The following is a 17,677-nucleotide window of genomic DNA, read 5'->3' on the forward strand; positions in this document are numbered from 1 at the left end:
GGCGCATGGTGGGTGCGGTGATGCCCACGGGCACGAACGGGTCCAGGTCCATCAGACGCACTTCGACGTATTCGACCCCGCGCTCGCGCAGGGCATGCAGCGGACGCTCGCCCGTACGCACCGTGCGCTTGGGGCGGATGGTGCCGTAGAACTCGTTTTCGATCTGCAGCAGGCTGGTGCCGAGCTGGTTGTAGTCACCGCCGGGGTTGCGCACACCCACGGTTTCGTAGGCGGGGTATGGCTTGGTCAGTGCCTCGTGCAGCGAGTTGGCGTAGCCCGTGAGGCCGTTGTAGCTCACGGCCAGCGTGGCTTGCGCGTCGCTCTGGTAGCCCAGGCGGCCCATGCGCAGCGATGTGGCGTGGGGCAGGTACAGCGCGCTGCCGCCCTCCATGCGCTCAAGGCGGTGCTCGCGCCCCTCCACAAAACAGGGGCACAAGGCGGGTGAGGCGCCAAATAGGTACAGCAGCACAAACGCGTGGCGCCGGAAGTTGCGAATCAGCGCGAAATACTGCTCGCTGTCCACGCCCGGCAGCGACCAGTTGTAGTGAATGCCCGAAATGGTCTGCATGCGCCGGCCATAGCGGTGGCCCAGGCCCATGCGGTATACGCTCTTGGCGCGGCCCACGTTGGAGCTGCCGTAGCGGCCGATGGGAATGGTCTCGTCCGTGGGCAGGCCGCAGGGCATGCTGGAGGCCCACAGCAGCTCGCCGCCGCTGTCCTTCAGGGTGTGGTGCACGAACTGGTGCACCTCGGTCAGCTCATCCAGGCACTGCTGCACGCCCTTGTGGGCGCCAGTGATCAACTCCAGCTGCGACTCGCTGTAGTCCGTGGTGATCAGGGGATGTGTGAGGGCCGAGCCCAGCGCCAGCGGGTGGGGTGTGAGGGCCAGGCCGCCGGTGGGCAGCACGCGCAGCCCTTCCTTTTCGATGCCACGGCGAATCCCCCCCAGGGCGTCCGCCGGGTAGGCGGCCAGTCTCTCGTGCAGTTTGCTCATATGTTTATACCGATCCAACTTCTGTCGGCCCGGAACTTAGCACGTTGAGCGMTGGCCCGCCCAGAGGGGTGTCAAGCCCTTGCGGCCAAAGCGCGTCCAACCTCGTTGGTTCCCTGCGCTGCGCCACTTTGTGGTACTTGCTCGCCCGCCCGCTCCGTCACCTCGGCCAGGCGGGCGGCCAGTTGCTCGGGCACATCGGCGCCAATGCCCAGATGGATACCCGGCGTGAGGGTGATGTGAGCAGCTTCAAACGTGCCCGCACCGGCACACAGGATGGTGCGCGTGGGCGCGCTTTCGTGCGCCAGCACCAGCATGGCGGGCACCACGGCCTCGGGCTTSARSGCGTCCAGCACTTCCTGGGGCATCAGGCCCTCGGTCATGCGCGTGGCGGCCGTGGGGGCCAGGGCGTTCACATGGATGTTGTACTTGGCGCCCTCGATGGCCAGGGTCTGCATCAGCCCCACCTGGGCCAGCTTGGCTGCGCCATAGTTGGCCTGGCCAAAGTTGCCGTACAGGCCGGTGGACGAAGTGGTCATCACGATGCGGCCATATTGCTGGGCCACCATGTGCGGCCACGCGGCCTTGCAGCAGTTGGCGGCGCCCATCAGGTGCACATCCACCACCAGGCGGAAGTCATCCATGCTCATCTTGGCGAACGACTTGTCGCGCAGGATACCGGCGTTGTTGACCAGGATGTCSACSCGGCCCCAGGCGTCGATSGCCTGCTKCACCATGGCCTCGACCGCCGCAAAGTCGGTGACCGACGCGCCATTGGCCAGCGCCTCGCCGCCCGCAGCGCGGATCTCATCGACCACGGCCTGCGCCGCACCCACGGTGCCGCCGCTGCCGTCCACCGCGCCGCCCAGGTCGTTGACCAGCACCTTGGCGCCGCGCTTGGCCAGCGCCAGAGCATGCTGGCGGCCCAGGCCGCCGCCCGCGCCCGTCACGATGGCCACGCGGCCTTGGAAATCAATACCCATGGTGAAGGTTCTCCTGTTGTCTTGGTCAATCGGTCAGTGGAATAAAAACCTCTGGCACCTGCCCGAATGGGCTGGCGCCGCGCGCTGCACTGTAAGCCACAGCGCGGCCCTTGCAGGTTGCACAGGCGACTGGCTCCTCCGCCACCTCCCCCACGCTGGCCGAGCACCGCACACGCCCACGCGGCACATTGGGAATAATGGGTGCCTGCGCCAGCCCCGGGGTAGCGGCCGGCGCAGCCCTCTCGCACTCATTTTTTGATAGCTATTGGCGCATGTAACACCTGCGCTATCGGCCATTTTTACCCAAGGATCTCCCATGAAAGCAATCTGGAACGGCGTGGTGGTTGCCGAGAGCGACGACACCGTGGTGGTGGAAGGCAATCACTACTTTCCCGAAAGCGCGCTGCACCGCGACTACTTCACGTTCAGCAACCACAAGACCACCTGYGCCTGGAAGGGCMMGGCCAGCTACCTGTCGCTGCTGGTCAACGGCGAGATGAACGCCGACGCTGCGTGGTTCTATGCCGACCCCAAGCCCGAGGCCGCTGAGATCAAGGGCCGCGTCGCGTTCTGGAAGGGTGTGAAGGTCACGGCCTGAAACGGCCTGACAGCACCCTGCGCAGGTTATCCCTGCGCGCACTGGACAATCGTGTGGATAAGTTTTGGCAAGTCCTGTATGACAACGCCAAGTGCTTGATTTGCAAGGAAATGCACTGCATTGCCTTATTTTTAGGCAACCCGGTACAACATGGCATGGGTTATCCCGGCGCACACTGGACAATGGTGTGGATAACCTTGGATAAGCCTTGTATGGCACGCTTAAGTGGTTGATTTGCAAGGAATAACCTTGCATCGCTCAAAAAACAGGCAATTGCAGAACGTCCTTTGCCACGTGCGGCCGATACCCCTTCACAGGCACCCAAAACCCCCGGTTATCCCTGCCCGCACTGGACAATCTTGTGGATAACTGTGAACAAGCCTTGTATGACAGTCTTAAGTCATTGATTTACAAGGCAACTTCTTGTGCCGCTGAAAAAACAGGCAGCACAGATGGGTAAATCGTCTGCGGTACAGTGCACGTCGGCCCTTGGTTGGCCGCTCTTTATTTCATAGCTGCCAGCGCATGATCCACTAGCGCTAGCGGCCAAAAACACTCCATCCACCAGTGTCCACCACGTACCTTCAGCACAGTCCCGCCGCAGAGCGCAACCAGGGGCCCATCCTGGCGCAGCTGCTGGCGTTGCTGCCCAACACCGGCGCCGCGCTGGAGATTGCCAGTGGCACCGGGCAGCACGCCGCGCACTTTGCAGCCGCCCTGCCCGGSTGGACCTGGCAGCCCACCGACCTGCAGGACACCCATTTCGCCTCCATCACCGGCTGGGCCGCGCAGGCCGGTGCCCGCAACGTGCAGGCGCCCCGGCGGCTGGACGTGCTGCACGACCAGTGGCCCAGCGACGGCCCGGCATTCGGCGCCGCGTCGTTCGACCTGGTCTACTGCGCCAACATGCTGCACATCGCCCCCTGGGCCTGCTGCACCGGGCTGATGCAGGGCGCCGCCCGCCACCTGGCGCCAGACGGCCACCTGGTCACCTACGGCCCCTACCTGGAAGACGGCGTGCCCACCGCCCCCGGCAACCTGGCCTTTGACGCCAGCCTGCGCGCGCAAGACGCCGCCTGGGGCATCCGCCGCATCGAAGACGTGATGGCGGTAGCCGCCCAGGCCGGCCTGCAACTGGCCGCGCGGCACGCGATGCCCGCCAACAACCTGCTGCTGGTGTGGACCCACGCCGCCCACCAACCCTGAAGAGACACGTCCATGACGACACCCACCACCGCCCCCTTCTTCATCGCCAAGGTCGAGCCCGATGGCACCCAGTGCGACGCCTGGCCCGAGCAGCCGCTGCTGCTGTCCATGGAGCAAGGCGGCATCGATTGGCCCAGCTCCTGCCGCAACGGCACCTGCCGCACCTGCCTGGGCCAGCTGGTCGAAGGCACGGTGCGCTACGCCGTCGAATGGCCAGGCCTCACGGCCGAAGAAAAGGAAGAAGGTTGCGTGTTGCCCTGCGTGGCCTACCCCACGTCGGACGTGGTGCTGCAGGGCAGCGCCATCTGATCTGCGTCAGGCACCGCGCCTTTCAAACACCAAGCAGGCCCCGGTGCACTAAAATCCAGGGCTTTGGGGGCACGATGCTCCTTTGACGTGCGGCAGCGCCGCATCGCATGTTCTTTGGGGCGGTTTCTTGGAGGCACCACAGTTGCCTTCGGCCACGGGGACCTGTGCTGCAGCACACCGCCAGCTGGCAACCGCCAGAGGCTCCACAGAAAGCCCCGACCTTCCATGAACACCCCCCTCACCCCCGTGCCGATCTCGCCCGTCGAGGACATCGTGGCCGAGATGCGCGCCGGGCGCATCGTCATCCTGGTGGATGAAGAAGACCGCGAAAACGAAGGCGACCTCGTCCTGGCCGCCGACCATGTGACGCCCGAGGCCATCAACTTCATGGCCCGCTTCGGCCGGGGCCTGATCTGCCTGACATTGAGCCGCGAGCGCTGCGAGTTCCTCAAGCTGCCGCCCATGGCAGCGCGCAACGGCACGGTGTACAGCACGGCGTTCACCGTCTCCATCGAAGCCGCCGAGGGCGTGACCACCGGCATCTCGGCCGCCGACCGCGCCCGCACCGTGCAGGTGGCGGTGGACCGCAACAGCCAGCCCAGCGACCTGGTGCAGCCCGGCCACATCTTCCCGCTGCAGGCAGTGGACGGCGGCGTGCTGATGCGCGCCGGCCATACCGAAGCCGGTTGCGACCTGGCCGCCATGGCGGGCTGTAGCCCCGCATCGGTGATCTGCGAGATCATGAAGGACGACGGCACCATGGCCCGCCTGCCCGATCTGCAGCTGTTTGCCGCCGAGCACGGCCTCAAGATCGGCACCATCGCGGACCTCATCGAATACCGCAGCCGCAACGAGTCGCTGGTCGAAAAGGTCGGCACGCGCACACTGCAGACGGCGTATGGCGAGTTCACCGCCCATGCCTTCCGCGACAAGCCCAGCCAGGCCGTGCACCTGGCACTGGTCAAGGGCCAGTGGAGCGCCGACGACGTGGTGCCCGTGCGTGTGCACGAGCCGCTGTCGGTGTTCGATGCGCTCGAAGTCAACCGCTCCATGCACTCCTGGGGCCTGGACACCAGCCTGCAATACCTGGCCAAACAAGGCAAGGGCGTGGCCGTGCTGCTCAATTGCGGCGAAAGCGCCTCCCAGCTGCTGGCGCAGTTTGAAGGCACCGCCCGCTCCGCCCAGGCGCCCGAGCGGGGCCGCATGGACCTGCGTACCTACGGCGTGGGCGCGCAGATCCTGCGCGAATGCGGCGTGCACAAGATGGCCCTGATGGGCCAGCCACGCCGCATGCCCAGCATGACAGGCTACGGCCTCGAAATCACCGGCTTCATCCCCAAAGAATAAAGACAGGAACAGGATCACTATGTTTGGCGCAGACAAAGGCACCGCAGACAAACTGGACGGCAAGAAGCTGCACATCGGCATCGTGCAGGCCCGTTTCAACGAGAGCATCACCAACACCCTGGCTGCTGCCTGCCGCGCAGAGCTGCTGGCCCTGGGCGTGCAGGAAAAGCACATCAAGCATGTGCTGGTGCCCGGCGCGCTCGAAGTGCCCGTGGCCCTGCAGGCCATGGCCGAGAGCGACGAGTACGACGCGCTGRTCGCGCTGGGCTGCATCATCCGCGGCGAGACCTACCACTTCGARCTGGTRGCCAACGAATCSGGCGCGGGCGTCACGCGCCTGTCGCTGGACTACCAGATACCGATTGCCAACGCCATCATCACCACCGAGAACATGGAACAGGCCATCGCCCGCCAGACCGAAAAGGGCGTGGACGCAGCCCGCGTGGCGGTGGAAATGGCCAACCTGCTGGACGAACTGTCATGAGCGAAAACACCCCTACGCCATCGTCGGCACGTCCGCCCAAGCAAACCCGCACCGGCCTCAAAAGCACGGGCACCCGCAAGGCCGCCTCCAAGTCSAACCGCAGCCGYGCRCGCGAATTCGCGCTGCAGGCGCTSTAYCAGCACCTGGTGGGCGGCAACGACGCTACTGCCATCGATGCGTTCACGCGCGACCTGGCGGGCTTTCACAAGGCCGACTCGGCGCACTACGACGCACTGCTGCACGGCTGCATCGAGCACGCCGCCAGCATGGACGCATTGATCACCCCGTTGCTGGACCGCAAGATGGCCGAGATCTCGCCCATCGAACACGCCACCATGTGGATCGGCGTGTACGAGTTCCAGAACTGCCTGGATGTGCCCTGGCGCGTGGTGCTCAACGAATGCATCGAACTCGCCAAGGAATTTGGCGGCACGGACGGCCACAAGTACGTGAACGCCGTGCTCAACGGCCTGGCSCCSCAAYTGCGCGCCGTGGAAGTGGCGGCCGACAAGGCCGCAGGCGCGGGCGCTGCCTGACCCTGCCACCGCCCCGCTGCCGCCCTGCCCGTTGAACCGGAGCGGCTTGGTTTCTTTTCTTTCTACGCCCTCACGCCACCACGTCCACAAGGGGCCCGGTCGGGGCAGGATGCCATTCCATGAAGTTTTCCACGCGCGCCGAGCGCATTGAACCGTTTTATGTGATGGAGGTCGCCAAGGCCGCGCAGGCCCTGGCCCGCGAGGTGGCGGGCACGCGCGAACCGATGATCTTCTTGAACATCGGCGAGCCCGACTTCACCGCCCCGCCCCTGGTGCAGGAAGCCGCCGCCCGCGCCGTGCACAACGGCGCCACGCAGTACACCAACGCGCTGGGGCTGGATGCGCTGCGCGAGCGCATCAGCGGCTGGTACCAGAGCCACTTTGGCGTCAACGTGCCTGCGCGCCGCATTGTGGTCACCGCAGGCGCATCGGCCGCGCTGCAACTGGCGTGCCTGGCGCTCATCGAGTCGGGCGACGAAATTTTGATGCCCGACCCGAGCTACCCCTGCAACCGCCACTTTGTGAGCGCCGCAGAAGGCAAGGCCGTGCTGCTGCCCACCACGGCGGCAGAGCGCTACCAGCTGAGCGCCGACAAGGTGCGTGCGGCATGGAATGAAAAAACGCGCGGCGTGCTGCTGGCCTCGCCCTCCAACCCCACGGGCACCTCGATAGCGCCCGATGAGCTGCGCCGCATCCATGACGTGGTGCGGTCGCATGACGGCATCACGATGATCGACGAGATTTACCTGGGCCTGTCGTACGAGGAAGAGTTTGGCCACACCGCGCTCGCCATCGACGACAACATCATCAGCATCAACAGCTTCAGCAAATACTTCAACATGACCGGCTGGCGCCTGGGCTGGATGGTGGTGCCCGAGGCCATGGTGCCCGTGGTGGAACGCCTGGCGCAGAACCTGTTCATCTGCGCCAGCACCGTGTCGCAGYAYGCMGCGCTGGCCTGCTTCGAGGCCGAGAGCATTGCCGAATACGARCGCCGCCGCGCCGAGTTCAAGGCGCGSCGCGACTKSTTCATCCCCGCGCTGCAGTCGCTGGGYCTGAAYGTGCCSGTGRTGCCYGATGGCGCCTTCTAYGCCTGGGCCGACTGCACGCAGGCCGCGCAGCGCCTGGGCGTGAGCGGCAGCTGGGACTTTGCGTTTGAGCTCATGCGCCGCGCGCACATCGCCGTGACACCGGGGCGCGACTTTGGCACGGCCGAGCCCGAGCGGTTCATCCGCTTCTCGACCGCCAACTCCATGGCGCAATTGCAGGAGTCCGTGGAGCGGCTGCGCAAGCTGCTCGGATGACCAAGGCGAGCGACCCCACGATGGCGTTTGAATTTCCGATCCGGATTTACTGGGAAGACACCGATGCCGGTGGCATCGTGTTCTACGCCAACTACCTCAAGTTTTTTGAGCGCGCACGCACCGAGTGGCTGCGGTCGTTGGGTGTGGGGCAACAGCAGTTGCGGGAACAAACCGGCGGCATGTTTGTCGTAACCGACGCGCAGCTGCGCTACCACCGCCCCGCACGGCTGGACGATGAACTGATTGTTACCGCCGCCCTGCAAAGCAGTGGCCGCGCATCGTTGACAATAGTGCAGCAGGCGCTCCTGAAACCAGAGCAGATGACCGACCAGCCCCCGACCTTGCTGACCGAAGGCACCATCCGCATCGGATGGGTGGATGCCGCCACCCTGCGCCCCGCCAGAATTCCAAGCACCCTCCTGGAACAACTCACACCATGAATTCCCAAAACATGTCCATCATCTCCCTGGTGCTGCACGCCAGCTGGGTGGTGCAACTCGTGATGCTGCTGCTGCTGGGCGTGTCGGTGGCCAGCTGGGCCGCCATCTTCCGCAAGCTGTTTGCCTTGAAGCGCGTGAAGACACTGAACGAGGATTTCGAGCGCGAGTTCTGGTCGGGCACCAGCCTGAACGACCTGTACGCCGCTGCCGCCCAAAACGCCAAGCAGGCAGGCCCCATGGAACGCATTTTTGCCAGCGGCATGCGTGAGTACCAGAAACTGCGCGAGCGCCGCATCACCGACCCGGGCACCTTGCTGGACGGCGCGCGCCGCGCCATGCGTGCGAGCTTCCAGCGTGAGATGGATGTGGTCGAGTCCAGCCTTTCCTTCCTGGCATCGGTCGGCTCCGTATCGCCGTATGTGGGCCTGTTCGGCACCGTGTGGGGCATCATGCACGCCTTCACCGGCTTTGCGGGCATGGAACAGGTCACGCTCGCTACCGTGGCCCCAGGCATCGCCGAGGCGCTGGTCGCCACCGCCATCGGCCTGTTCTCGGCCATCCCGGCCGTGATCGCCTACAACCGCTTTGCGCGCGACATCGACCGCGTGGCCACGCACCAGGAGACCTTCATCGAAGAGTTCTCCAACATCCTGCAGCGCAACCTGGGCGCGCAGCCCGCGTCCACAGGCCACACGGCCTCGGGCCACTGATCCGGGAGGCACTCCATGCCCGCCATGGCATCCCGCGGCCGAGGCCGCCGCACCATCAACGAGATCAACATGGTCCCGTTCATTGACGTCATGCTGGTGCTGCTCATCATCTTCATGGTGACGGCGCCCATGCTCACACCCGGCGTGGTCGATGTGCCCAGCGTGGGCAAGAGCAAGAACATGCCCAAGGTAGTGGCCCAGGTCATCGTCAACAGGGATGGCACGCTGCAGTTCAAGACCCCCGAAGCCACGCGCAGCCTGAACCAGCGGGAGATTGGCGATGCCGCCAGCCGCTGGCAAAAGGGCCAGGGGCCCGAGAGCGCCGTGGTCATCAGCGCCGACAAGGGCGTGCAGTACGAAACCGTGGTGAAGGCGATGGACGCCCTGCAAAAGGCAGGCGTGCAACGCGTAGGCCTGTCGGTCAAGCAAGGCGGTTGAACCGAACCCGCCCGGCACCGCTCAGACGCCCATGCACGCCCACACCGACCGCGACCAGTTTGCCCCGCCCCGTCCACCGGCGCGCCTGCGCGCCATCACGCTGGCGGTGCTGGTGCATGCGGTGCTGATCGGCGCGTTGACCTGGGGTGTGAACTGGAAAAACACGGCCGACCAGCCTGCCGTAGAAGCTGAGTTGTGGGCCGCCGTGCCCACCCAGGCTGCGCCGCGCGCCGTGGAGCCCCCACCGCCACCGCCACCACCGCCTGTGCAGCAGGTCACCCCTCCCCCGCCCCCTGCCCCCCCAGTGCGTGCGGCCGAGCCGCCCGACACGCGTGAGGCGGACATTGCCATCGAGCGCGAGAAAAAGCGCCTGGAGCAGGAAAAGAAAGCCCGCGAACAACAGCAGCTGCGCGAAAAGCGCGAACGTGAGCGCAAGGAAGAAGAACGCCGCGACCGCCTGGAGCAGGAGAAAAAAGAGCGCCTGCAAAAAGAACGCGACAAAGAAAAGGAACAGCGCGAAAAGCAGCTGGCCGAACAGAAAAAGGCCGAGCAGGACAAGCAGAAGAAGCTGGCCGAAGACAAACGCAAGGCCGACGAGGCCGCCAAGCGCAAGGCAGAAACCGAGGCTAAGCAACTGGCTGAACAGCGTGAGGCCAACCTGCGCCGCATCCAGGGCATGGCCGGGGCCACAGGGGGCGAGAACGCCACGGGCAAAGACAAGGAGAGTCGCAGCCCCTCGGGCAGCTACGGAGGCAAGGTCGCGGCCAAGGTCAAGCCCAACATCGTGTATCCAGACGCCATCTCGGGCAACCCGCGCGCCGAGGTGGAAGTGCGGCTGTCACCCGACGGCACCATTGTGGGCAAGCGGCTGGTGCAGTCCAGCGGCAACAAGGCCTGGGACGACGCGGTGCTGCGGGCCCTGGACAAGACCGAAACATTGCCGCGCGATGTGGATGGGCGCGTGCCTCCGTCACTGACCATTGGCTTCCGGCCCCAGGACTGAGCGGAACTCCGAGCCTTGAACGGGCTTGTCCCACCGCAGCGGATCCCCGGCCCTGCCGATGCGCTGCCAAGGCCCACGCGCGACGCGCTCACCGCCTGCGACTGAAACCCCGTAGCAGTTGGCGCTGGCACGCTGGACTGAGCCGTGACCCGTGAGGCCCAAAAGCAAAGCGCCCGGCAGAACCGGGCGCCTTTTTTTGGTCTTTTACGCCTGTAGCGCTAGTGGAACATGCGCTGCAAGCTATACATTCAATAGCAAACCACCGTTGTGCATCAGCGGTCGCGCCGCTCCATGCGGCGGTTCAGGTTCAGCGCACCCAGCGTGCAGGCCACACCCGACAGCAGGTACACCGTCACTGCCAGCAGACCGAACTGCGACGACAGATACAGGGCCACCAGCGGTGCGAAGGCTGCACCAATGATCCAGGCCAGGTCGGCCGACAGGGCGGCGCCGGTGTAGCGATACTGCGGCGAGAAGTTGGCCGTGACCGTGCCCGATGCCTGGCCGTACGACAGGCCCAGCAGCACAAAGCCCAGCAACAGGAACATGGTGCTACCCACCTCGCCGGTGTTGAGCAACACCGGCGCCATGAAGCTGAACACGCCAATCAGCACGGCCATGCCGCCCAGAAGCTTGCGGCGGCCCAGGTGGTCCGACAGCCAGCCCGACACCATGATGGCGCCCGCCGCGAGGAACGCGCCGACGATCTGCACGCCCAGGATCTGGGTGACTGGCTGGTCGGAATACAGCGTGATCCACGACAGCGGGAAAACCGTGACCAGGTGGAACAGTGCAAAGCTGGCCAGCGCCGCAAAGGCGCCCAGCAACACGTTGCTGCCTTCATCACGCATGACGCGGCTCACAGGCACGGGCTGCAACTCGCGGTCCTTGAGCAGTTCGGAGTACGACTGCCCCACCACCAGACGCAGGCGGGCAAACAGGGCCACCACGTTCACGGCAAAGGCCACAAAAAACGGATAACGCCAGCCCCAGGCCAGAAACTCTTGCACCGTGAGGCTGCTGTACAGGTAGGCAAACAGGCCCGCAGCCAGCACAAAGCCCAGAGGCGCGCCCAGCTGGCCGATCATGGCGTACCAGCCCCGGCGCTCTTTGGGTGCCGACATGGCCAGCAGCGACGGCAAGCCGTCCCACGAACCACCCAGCGCCAGGCCCTGGCCCACACGCAGGATCAGCAACGCCACGATGGCTGTAGTGCCCACATCCTTGTAGCCCGGCAAAAAGGCCATGCCCACCGTGCAGACGCCCAGCACGAACAGCGCAATGGTCAGCTTGGTGCCCCGCCCCCAGCGCCGCTGGATGGCCATGGAGATGGCGGTACCCACCGGGCGGACCACGAAGGCAACGGCCAGCAGCGCAAAGGCCATCAGCGTGCCGTCCAGGCGCGACAGGAAGGGAAACAGGAAGGACGGGAAGACAAGAACGCAGGCGATCCCGAAAACGAAGAAGTCGAAATACTCGGACGAGCGTCCGATGATCACGCCCACAGCGATTTCGCTGGGGGTGACGTCTTCATGCGTATCAGCCCGCGAGAGAGAGGCGGCGCTTTCGTGAAAACCGGCCGCGGGGTAAGTGGCAGTGGCGGGGCTGCTCATGAACATGGCTCCTTGACGTTGTGTAGCGAACTCAGACCGTTCCGTTCTACACGCAACTTCTGTGGGCCACAAGTGCGGTTTCACTATGCCGACTGCAGGAAATGTCCTTCAAAGCCCTTGAATGCACCACATTGGTGCAAAAACAGCCTGCACTTTTGACCTTGGACAAAATGTCCAATCGACAAAAAAGCTAGCGCTAGTACATTCGCACACATCCCGTTATCCGCGTTTACCCTGAAACGCATTGATCGCGCTCTACACATGCTCAAACTTCCCCAACTTCGTGGGCCCACCTGGCTGCTCGCCCTGACAGCGCTGGGTAGCCTGGCAGGCTGCAGCAAGGCTGTCGTGCTCAACCCTGCCGGTGACGTCGCTGCCCAGCAAGGCCAGATGGTCATCACCGCCACGCTGCTGATGCTGATCATCATCRTKCCSGTGATCGCGCTCACCCTGCTGTTTGCCTGGAAATACCGCCAGGGCAACACCGAGGCCGAGTACGACCCGGAATGGCACCACTCCACCACGCTGGAGCTGGTGATCTGGACCGTGCCGCTGCTGATCATCATTGCGCTGGGCGCCATCACCTGGATCGGCACCCACAAGCTGGACCCCTACCGACCTCTCGACCGCATCGACGCGCAGCGCGCCGTCCCCGCCGATGTGAAGCCGCTTGAAGTGCAGGTAGTGGCCATGGACTGGAAGTGGCTGTTCTTCTACCCCGAGCAAGGCATCGCCACCGTGAATGAAGTGGCGGCCCCGGTGGACCGCCCGATCCTGTTCAAGCTGACGGCCACATCCACCATGAACGCGTTCTACGTGCCAGACCTTGCCGGCATGATTTACGCCATGCCCGGCATGCAGACCGAGCTGAACGCGGTGATCAACAAGCCTGGCGTGTTCAAGGGCATGTCGTCGCACTACAGCGGCGCGGGTTTCTCGGGCATGACGTTCAAGTTCCATGGCCTGAGCAACGAGGACTTTGCCCAGTGGGTGCAAAAGGCCAAGACCGAAGGCAAGCCCCTGGACAAGGGCACCTACCTGAACCTGGTCAAGCCCAGCGAACGTGATCCGGTGCAGCGCTTTGCCTCGGTGGAAGAAGGCCTGTACGACAAGGTGCTCAACCGCTGCGTCGAAGACGGAAAGATGTGCATGCACCACATGATGGCCATCGATGCTCTGGGTGGCGACGCTTACATGCGCGCTGCAGGGCTGAACCTGCCCCAGGACGTCTGCACCGTGCAAAACGCCGCCCAGGTGGTGGCCGCACTCGAAACCCGCAACGTACCGGCACCAACGACTGGCGCCAGCATCCGTCAATGAGCACTCCTATGTCCTCCGAAACCCTTTCTCCATCCCACTGGGCGCTGGGCCGCCTGAGCTGGGACGCCGTACCGATGGCGCATGAGCCCATCGTGCTGGCCACCTTCATTGCCGTGGTGTTGGGCGGCCTGGTCGTTCTGGCCGGTATCACCAAGTTCCGCCTGTGGGGCCCCCTGTGGCGCGACTGGATCTGCAGCATTGACCACAAACGCATCGGCATCATGTACATGATCCTGGGCCTGGTGATGCTGCTGCGCGGCTTTGCCGACGCCGTGATGATGCGCCTGCAGCAGGCCATSGCCTTTGGCGACAACAYSGGYTWCCTGCCKCCGCACCACTACGACCAGATCTTCACCGCCCACGGCGTGATCATGATCTTCTTCGTGGCGATGCCGCTGGTCACSGGCCTSATGAACTWCSTGGTGCCGCTGCAGATCGGCGCGCGCGACGTGTCGTTCCCGTTCCTGAACAACTTCAGCTTCTGGATGACCACTGCCGGCGCCGTGCTGGTGATGGTGTCGCTGTTCCTGGGCGAGTTCTCCACCTCCGGCTGGCTGGCACTATCCAACCTGGGGGCGCAGAGCCCCAGCACCGGCCTGGATTACTACATCTGGGCGCTGCAGATAGCGGGGGTGGGCACGACGCTCTCGGGCATCAACCTGATCGTGACCATCATCAAGATGCGCGCGCCGGGCATGAGCCTGATGAAGATGCCCGTGTTCACCTGGACCGCCCTGTGCACCAACGCACTGATCGTGGCGTCGTTCCCCGTGCTCACGGCCGCACTGGTGCTGATGTCGCTGGACCGCTATGTCGGCACCAACTTCTTCACCAACGAGCTGGGCGGCAACCCCATGCTCTACGTGAACCTGATCTGGATCTGGGGCCACCCTGAGGTGTATATCCTGGTGCTGCCCGCGTTCGGTGTGTTCTCCGAAGTGGTCGCCACCTTCAGCAAGAAGCGTCTGTTCGGCTACACGTCCATGGTGTATGCCACGGTGTGTATCACCATCCTGTCGTACCTGGTGTGGCTGCACCACTTCTTCACCATGGGTTCGGGTGCCAGCGTGAATACCTTCTTCGGTATCACGACGATGATCATCTCGATCCCCACGGGCGCGAAGATCTTCAACTGGCTGTTCACCATGTACAAGGGCCGCATCCGCTTTGAGCTGCCCATGATGTGGACCGTGGCGTTCATGGTCACGTTCGCTATCGGCGGCATGACGGGCGTGCTGCTGGCCGTGCCCCCGGCCGACTTCGTGCTGCACAACAGCCTGTTCCTGATCGCCCACTTCCACAACGTGATCATCGGCGGCGTGGTGTTTGCCATGTTTGCCGGGATCAACTACTGGTACCCCAAGGCGTTTGGCTACAAGCTGGACCGCACCTGGGGCGTGCGCTCCTTCTGGCTGTGGCTGGTGGGCTTCTGGKTSGCGTTCACGCCGCTGTATGTGCTGGGCCTGATGGGCGTCACCCGTCGTGCCAACCACTTCGAAGACCAGTCGCTGCAGATCTGGTTCGTCATCGCTGCCATCGGCGCGGCCATGATTGCCGCCGGCATTGGCTGCTTCCTGATCCAGCTGGTGGTCAGCTTCCTCAAGCGCGAACAACTGCGCGACTGGACGGGCGACCCCTGGGACGGCCGCACGCTGGAATGGGCCACCTCTTCGCCTCCACCCAACTACAACTTCGCCTTCACCCCTGTGGTGCACGAGATCGACGCGTGGTGGGACATGAAGAAGCACGGATACAAGCGTCCTCTGGCGGGCTTCCAGCCCATCCACATGCCTGCCAACACCGGCGCTGGCGTGGTGATCTCGGGGCTGTCGCTGGTGTTCGGCTTTGCACTGATCTGGCACATGTGGCTGCTGGCGGGCGTCTCGTTTGCGGCCGTCGTTCTGGCCGCCATCATCCACACGTTCAACTACAAGCGTGACTTCTACATCCCGGCATCCGAAGTGATCTCCACCGAAGAAGCCCGCACACTCCAACTGGCCCGCCATGTCTGATATCCGCATCCACGCTGGCGCCGCAGCAGGCGCCCTGGCCCCGCGCGAGTACCACCTCGCGCACGAGCCCCATCCTGAAAACGGCACGGCCCTGGGTTTCTGGCTGTACCTGATGAGCGACTGTCTCATCTTTGCAGCACTGTTCGCCACTTACGGCGTGCTGGGCCGCAGCTATGCCGCAGGCCCCACCGGCGCGCAGCTGTTCGACCTGACCCTAGTGGCCATCAACACCGCCTTCCTGCTGCTGTCGTCCATCACCTTCGGTTTTGCCATGCTGCGCAAGCAGCTGGGCGACGTGAAGGGCACGCTGCTGTGGCTGGCGGTCACGGGCGTGTTTGGCCTGTGCTTCCTGGGCCTGGAGCTGTATGAGTTCTCCCACCTGCTGCACGAGGGCGCAGGCCCGCAGCGCAGTGCCTTCCTGTCGGCGTTCTTCACGCTGGTGGGCACCCACGGCCTGCACGTCACCTTCGGCCTGATCTGGCTGGTGGTGCTGATGGTCCAGATTGGCAAGCATGGCCTGATCCCCGAGAACAACCGCCGCCTGATGTGTCTGTCCATGTTCTGGCACTTCTTGGACGTGGTCTGGATCGGCGTTTTCACCTTTGTGTACCTGATGGGGGTGCTGTAAATGAGCGCACAACACGCAACACACGCGCACGATGCGCATGGGCATGACGATCACCACCACGACGCAGGCCCCCACAGCACCTTTTCGGGCTATGTGATGGGGTTTGTGCTGTCCGTCATCCTCACGGCCATTCCCTTCTGGCTGGTGATGGCCAAGGTGATTGCGGACCGCAACACGGCTGTGCTGGTGCTGGGCGGCTTCGCCGTGATCCAGATCCTGGTGCACATGGTGTTCTTCCTGCACATGAACGGCAAGATCGAAGGCGGCTGGACGCTGCTGTCCACCATCTTCACCGTGGTGTTCGTGGCCATCGCCATCGCGGGGACCTTGTGGGTGATGTWCCACATGAACGCCAACATGATGCCCGAGCACCCCACGCCCACGCCGCCCACGCACGAGGCGCCTGGACACTCCACGCCCTGATGCCTGCAGCCCCCACCATCATGGCACTGCCGCGCCGGGGGTTGCGCCGCGCAGTCCTGCTGGTGCTGGGCATGGCCCTGTTCCTGGGCTTTGTGTCGCTGGGCACCTGGCAGGTCCAGCGCCGTGCCTGGAAGCTGGACCTCATCGAAAGAGTAGACCAACGGGTGCACGCCGCACCAGCCGCACTGCCCCCTGTGGAGCAATGGTCTGACATCCGTGCCGCACAGCATGAGTACCTGCCGGTGGTCTTTCAGGGCCACTGGCTGCCCGGCAAAACGGTGCTGACGCAGGCGGTCACCGAGCTGGGCGCGGGGTTCTGGGTGATGACGGCCCTGCAACGGGATGACGGTACCCAGGTGCTGGTGAACCGGGGCTTTGTGCCCCAGGAGCAACGCGCCCAATGGCTGGAGGCCCAGCCACCCGCCGATGGTACGGCCACCGTCCAGGGGCTGTTGCGCATGCCAGAGCCGGGCGGCGGCTTTCTGCGCACCAACGACCCGGCGCAACAGCGCTGGTACTCGCGCGACGTGGCGGCCATCAGCAGCGCGCTGGGTCTGACCCGGGCGGCTCCATTTTTTGTGGACGCCGGACTTCCGGGTACCGCAGCGGCTTCTTCAGCCGCCTCCGGCTGGCCCCGCGCTGGCCTGACCGTCATCCGGTTCCACAACAGCCACCTGGTGTACGCCCTGACCTGGTATGGTCTTGCGCTCATGGTTGTCGTTGCCGGCTGGTATGTGGCACGCTATGAGCGCCGCCTGGGCGCACGGGCCACCAGCCGCCTACCGACCAACGATGAACACCCTCCCACAACGCCCTGACCCTGCGCTGGCCACTGCGCCGCGCAATGCACGTTCCGCCGACGCCGCCGCCGGGATCAAGAACCTCCAGCAACTGATCGAGCTGCGCTGGATTGCAGTGGTGGGCCAGGTGTTCACCATCGAGATGGCGCACTACAGCCTGGGCTTGAAGCTGCCGCTGCAGGAGATGCTGCTCGTGGTCGGCTGCCTGGCGGTCTTCAACGTGGTGAGCCTGCTGCGCCTGCGCACGGGCCGCGCGGTGCGCAATGTGGAGCTGTTTCTGGCGCTGCTGATCGACGTGGCGGTGCTCACGGTGCAGCTGTACCTGAGCGGTGGCACCAGCAACCCCTTCGTGTTTTTGTACCTGTTGCAGATCACGCTTGGCGCCGTGCTGCTGCGCGGTGCCTACATCTGGTCCATCGTGATCATCACCGTCCTGTGCTTTGCGGCGCTGGCAGACCACCACCTGCCACTGGCCCTGCCCCAGGATCTGCACCAGGGCCTGTCGAGCCTGTATGTGCTTGGGCTGCTGGTG

Annotated in this window: 19 protein-coding genes and 1 pseudogene; 17 read left to right on the top strand and 3 right to left on the bottom strand. The window is 64.5% G+C overall.

What is annotated here, in order from left to right:
* Both AC04MI_RS16685 and AC04MI_RS16690 read right to left on the bottom strand, forming a co-directional pair.
* The coding region (locus AC04MI_RS16685; RefSeq protein WP_476498203.1) for a glutamate-cysteine ligase family protein at positions 1–994 on the bottom strand (994 nt) is incomplete at its 3' end.
* Between the two features lie 71 nt (positions 995–1,065).
* Positions 1,066–1,974, bottom strand: a complete 909-nt coding sequence (locus AC04MI_RS16690; RefSeq protein ID WP_476498204.1) for an SDR family NAD(P)-dependent oxidoreductase — start codon at positions 1,972–1,974, stop codon at positions 1,066–1,068.
* Between the two features lie 316 nt (positions 1,975–2,290).
* On the opposite strand from AC04MI_RS16690, the gene AC04MI_RS16695 reads away from it, so the two are divergent.
* From AC04MI_RS16695 to tolA, 11 genes are all read left to right on the top strand, one after another.
* Positions 2,291–2,572, top strand: coding sequence for a DUF427 domain-containing protein (locus AC04MI_RS16695; RefSeq protein ID WP_476498205.1), 282 nt, complete (start codon positions 2,291–2,293; stop codon positions 2,570–2,572).
* A 567-nt stretch (positions 2,573–3,139) separates the two neighbouring features.
* Complete coding sequence (locus AC04MI_RS16700) at positions 3,140–3,778, top strand: DUF938 domain-containing protein (RefSeq protein WP_436079179.1); 639 nt, start codon at positions 3,140–3,142, stop codon at positions 3,776–3,778.
* A 12-nt stretch (positions 3,779–3,790) separates the two neighbouring features.
* Positions 3,791–4,087 (top strand): 2Fe-2S iron-sulfur cluster-binding protein, encoded by a 297-nt coding sequence (locus AC04MI_RS16705; protein ID WP_436079180.1) that lies wholly within the window; start codon positions 3,791–3,793, stop codon positions 4,085–4,087.
* A 225-nt stretch (positions 4,088–4,312) separates the two neighbouring features.
* Positions 4,313–5,434, top strand: a complete 1,122-nt coding sequence (gene ribBA / locus AC04MI_RS16710; RefSeq protein WP_099730764.1) for a bifunctional 3,4-dihydroxy-2-butanone-4-phosphate synthase/GTP cyclohydrolase II — start codon at positions 4,313–4,315, stop codon at positions 5,432–5,434.
* A gap of 19 nt (positions 5,435–5,453) precedes the next feature.
* The gene (gene ribH / locus AC04MI_RS16715) at positions 5,454–5,918 is read left to right on the top strand and encodes a 6,7-dimethyl-8-ribityllumazine synthase (protein WP_476498206.1); all 465 of its coding nucleotides are present in this window, start codon (positions 5,454–5,456) and stop codon (positions 5,916–5,918) included.
* Entirely contained in the window at positions 5,915–6,454 is a 540-nt protein-coding gene (gene nusB, locus AC04MI_RS16720) for a transcription antitermination factor NusB (protein WP_056064843.1), read from the top strand. Before ribH ends, nusB begins: the two co-directional genes overlap by 4 nt.
* Before the next feature lie 119 nt (positions 6,455–6,573).
* On the top strand, positions 6,574–7,758 hold the full coding sequence (locus AC04MI_RS16725) for a pyridoxal phosphate-dependent aminotransferase (protein WP_476498207.1): 1,185 nt from the start codon (positions 6,574–6,576) through the stop codon (positions 7,756–7,758).
* A gap of 20 nt (positions 7,759–7,778) precedes the next feature.
* Positions 7,779–8,198, top strand: coding sequence for a tol-pal system-associated acyl-CoA thioesterase (gene ybgC / locus AC04MI_RS16730; RefSeq protein ID WP_056065182.1), 420 nt, complete (start codon positions 7,779–7,781; stop codon positions 8,196–8,198).
* Positions 8,195–8,908: a protein TolQ gene (tolQ, locus tag AC04MI_RS16735; protein ID WP_015015035.1), complete on the top strand. Its 714-nt coding sequence runs from the start codon at positions 8,195–8,197 to the stop codon at positions 8,906–8,908. Before ybgC ends, tolQ begins: the two co-directional genes overlap by 4 nt.
* Positions 8,909–8,923: 15 nt before the next feature.
* Positions 8,924–9,346 (top strand): ExbD/TolR family protein, encoded by a 423-nt coding sequence (locus AC04MI_RS16740; protein ID WP_436079182.1) that lies wholly within the window; start codon positions 8,924–8,926, stop codon positions 9,344–9,346.
* Positions 9,347–9,377: 31 nt separating this feature from the next.
* The gene (gene tolA, locus AC04MI_RS16745) at positions 9,378–10,349 is read left to right on the top strand and encodes a cell envelope integrity protein TolA (protein ID WP_056747025.1); all 972 of its coding nucleotides are present in this window, start codon (positions 9,378–9,380) and stop codon (positions 10,347–10,349) included.
* Between the two features lie 272 nt (positions 10,350–10,621).
* On the opposite strand, the gene AC04MI_RS16750 is transcribed toward tolA, so the two are convergent.
* Positions 10,622–11,962, bottom strand: coding sequence for an MFS transporter (locus tag AC04MI_RS16750; RefSeq protein WP_056065185.1), 1,341 nt, complete (start codon positions 11,960–11,962; stop codon positions 10,622–10,624).
* A 261-nt stretch (positions 11,963–12,223) separates the two neighbouring features.
* Between AC04MI_RS16750 and cyoA the strand changes: the two genes are divergently transcribed.
* From cyoA to AC04MI_RS16780, 6 genes and pseudogenes are all read left to right on the top strand, one after another.
* On the top strand, positions 12,224–13,282 hold the full coding sequence (cyoA, locus tag AC04MI_RS16755; protein ID WP_476498208.1) for a ubiquinol oxidase subunit II: 1,059 nt from the start codon (positions 12,224–12,226) through the stop codon (positions 13,280–13,282).
* 8 nt (positions 13,283–13,290) lie between these two features.
* On the top strand, positions 13,291–15,294 hold the full coding sequence (gene cyoB, locus AC04MI_RS16760; RefSeq protein WP_476498209.1) for a cytochrome o ubiquinol oxidase subunit I: 2,004 nt from the start codon (positions 13,291–13,293) through the stop codon (positions 15,292–15,294).
* A complete protein-coding gene (gene cyoC, locus AC04MI_RS16765; RefSeq protein WP_015015041.1) occupies positions 15,287–15,922 on the top strand; it encodes a cytochrome o ubiquinol oxidase subunit III in 636 nt (211 codons plus the stop codon). The genes cyoB and cyoC overlap by 8 nt, the downstream gene beginning before the upstream one ends.
* Positions 15,923–16,345: a cytochrome o ubiquinol oxidase subunit IV gene (gene cyoD / locus AC04MI_RS16770; protein WP_476498210.1), complete on the top strand. Its 423-nt coding sequence runs from the start codon at positions 15,923–15,925 to the stop codon at positions 16,343–16,345. It abuts the gene before it with no gap.
* Complete coding sequence (locus AC04MI_RS16775) at positions 16,345–17,163, top strand: SURF1 family protein (protein WP_436079183.1); 819 nt, start codon at positions 16,345–16,347, stop codon at positions 17,161–17,163. Before cyoD ends, AC04MI_RS16775 begins: the two co-directional genes overlap by 1 nt.
* Positions 17,138–17,677: pseudogene (locus AC04MI_RS16780) on the top strand (sensor histidine kinase); the annotation flags it as partial. The gene AC04MI_RS16775 and the pseudogene AC04MI_RS16780, both read left to right, overlap by 26 nt.

The sequence above is a fragment of the Acidovorax sp. LjRoot204 genome, from assembly GCF_056175785.1.

Coding starts and splice junctions, on each gene's coding strand:
- cyoC (WP_015015041.1), top strand. CDS start 15,287: ATGTCTGATATCCGCATCCACGCTGGCGCCGCAGCAGGCGCCCTGGCC.
- AC04MI_RS16740 (WP_436079182.1), top strand. CDS start 8,924: ATGCCCGCCATGGCATCCCGCGGCCGAGGCCGCCGCACCATCAACGAG.
- tolQ (WP_015015035.1), top strand. CDS start 8,195: ATGAATTCCCAAAACATGTCCATCATCTCCCTGGTGCTGCACGCCAGC.
- AC04MI_RS16750 (WP_056065185.1), bottom strand. CDS start 11,962: ATGAGCAGCCCCGCCACTGCCACTTACCCCGCGGCCGGTTTTCACGAA.
- AC04MI_RS16775 (WP_436079183.1), top strand. CDS start 16,345: ATGCCTGCAGCCCCCACCATCATGGCACTGCCGCGCCGGGGGTTGCGC.
- ribBA (WP_099730764.1), top strand. CDS start 4,313: ATGAACACCCCCCTCACCCCCGTGCCGATCTCGCCCGTCGAGGACATC.
- AC04MI_RS16705 (WP_436079180.1), top strand. CDS start 3,791: ATGACGACACCCACCACCGCCCCCTTCTTCATCGCCAAGGTCGAGCCC.
- ybgC (WP_056065182.1), top strand. CDS start 7,779: ATGGCGTTTGAATTTCCGATCCGGATTTACTGGGAAGACACCGATGCC.
- tolA (WP_056747025.1), top strand. CDS start 9,378: ATGCACGCCCACACCGACCGCGACCAGTTTGCCCCGCCCCGTCCACCG.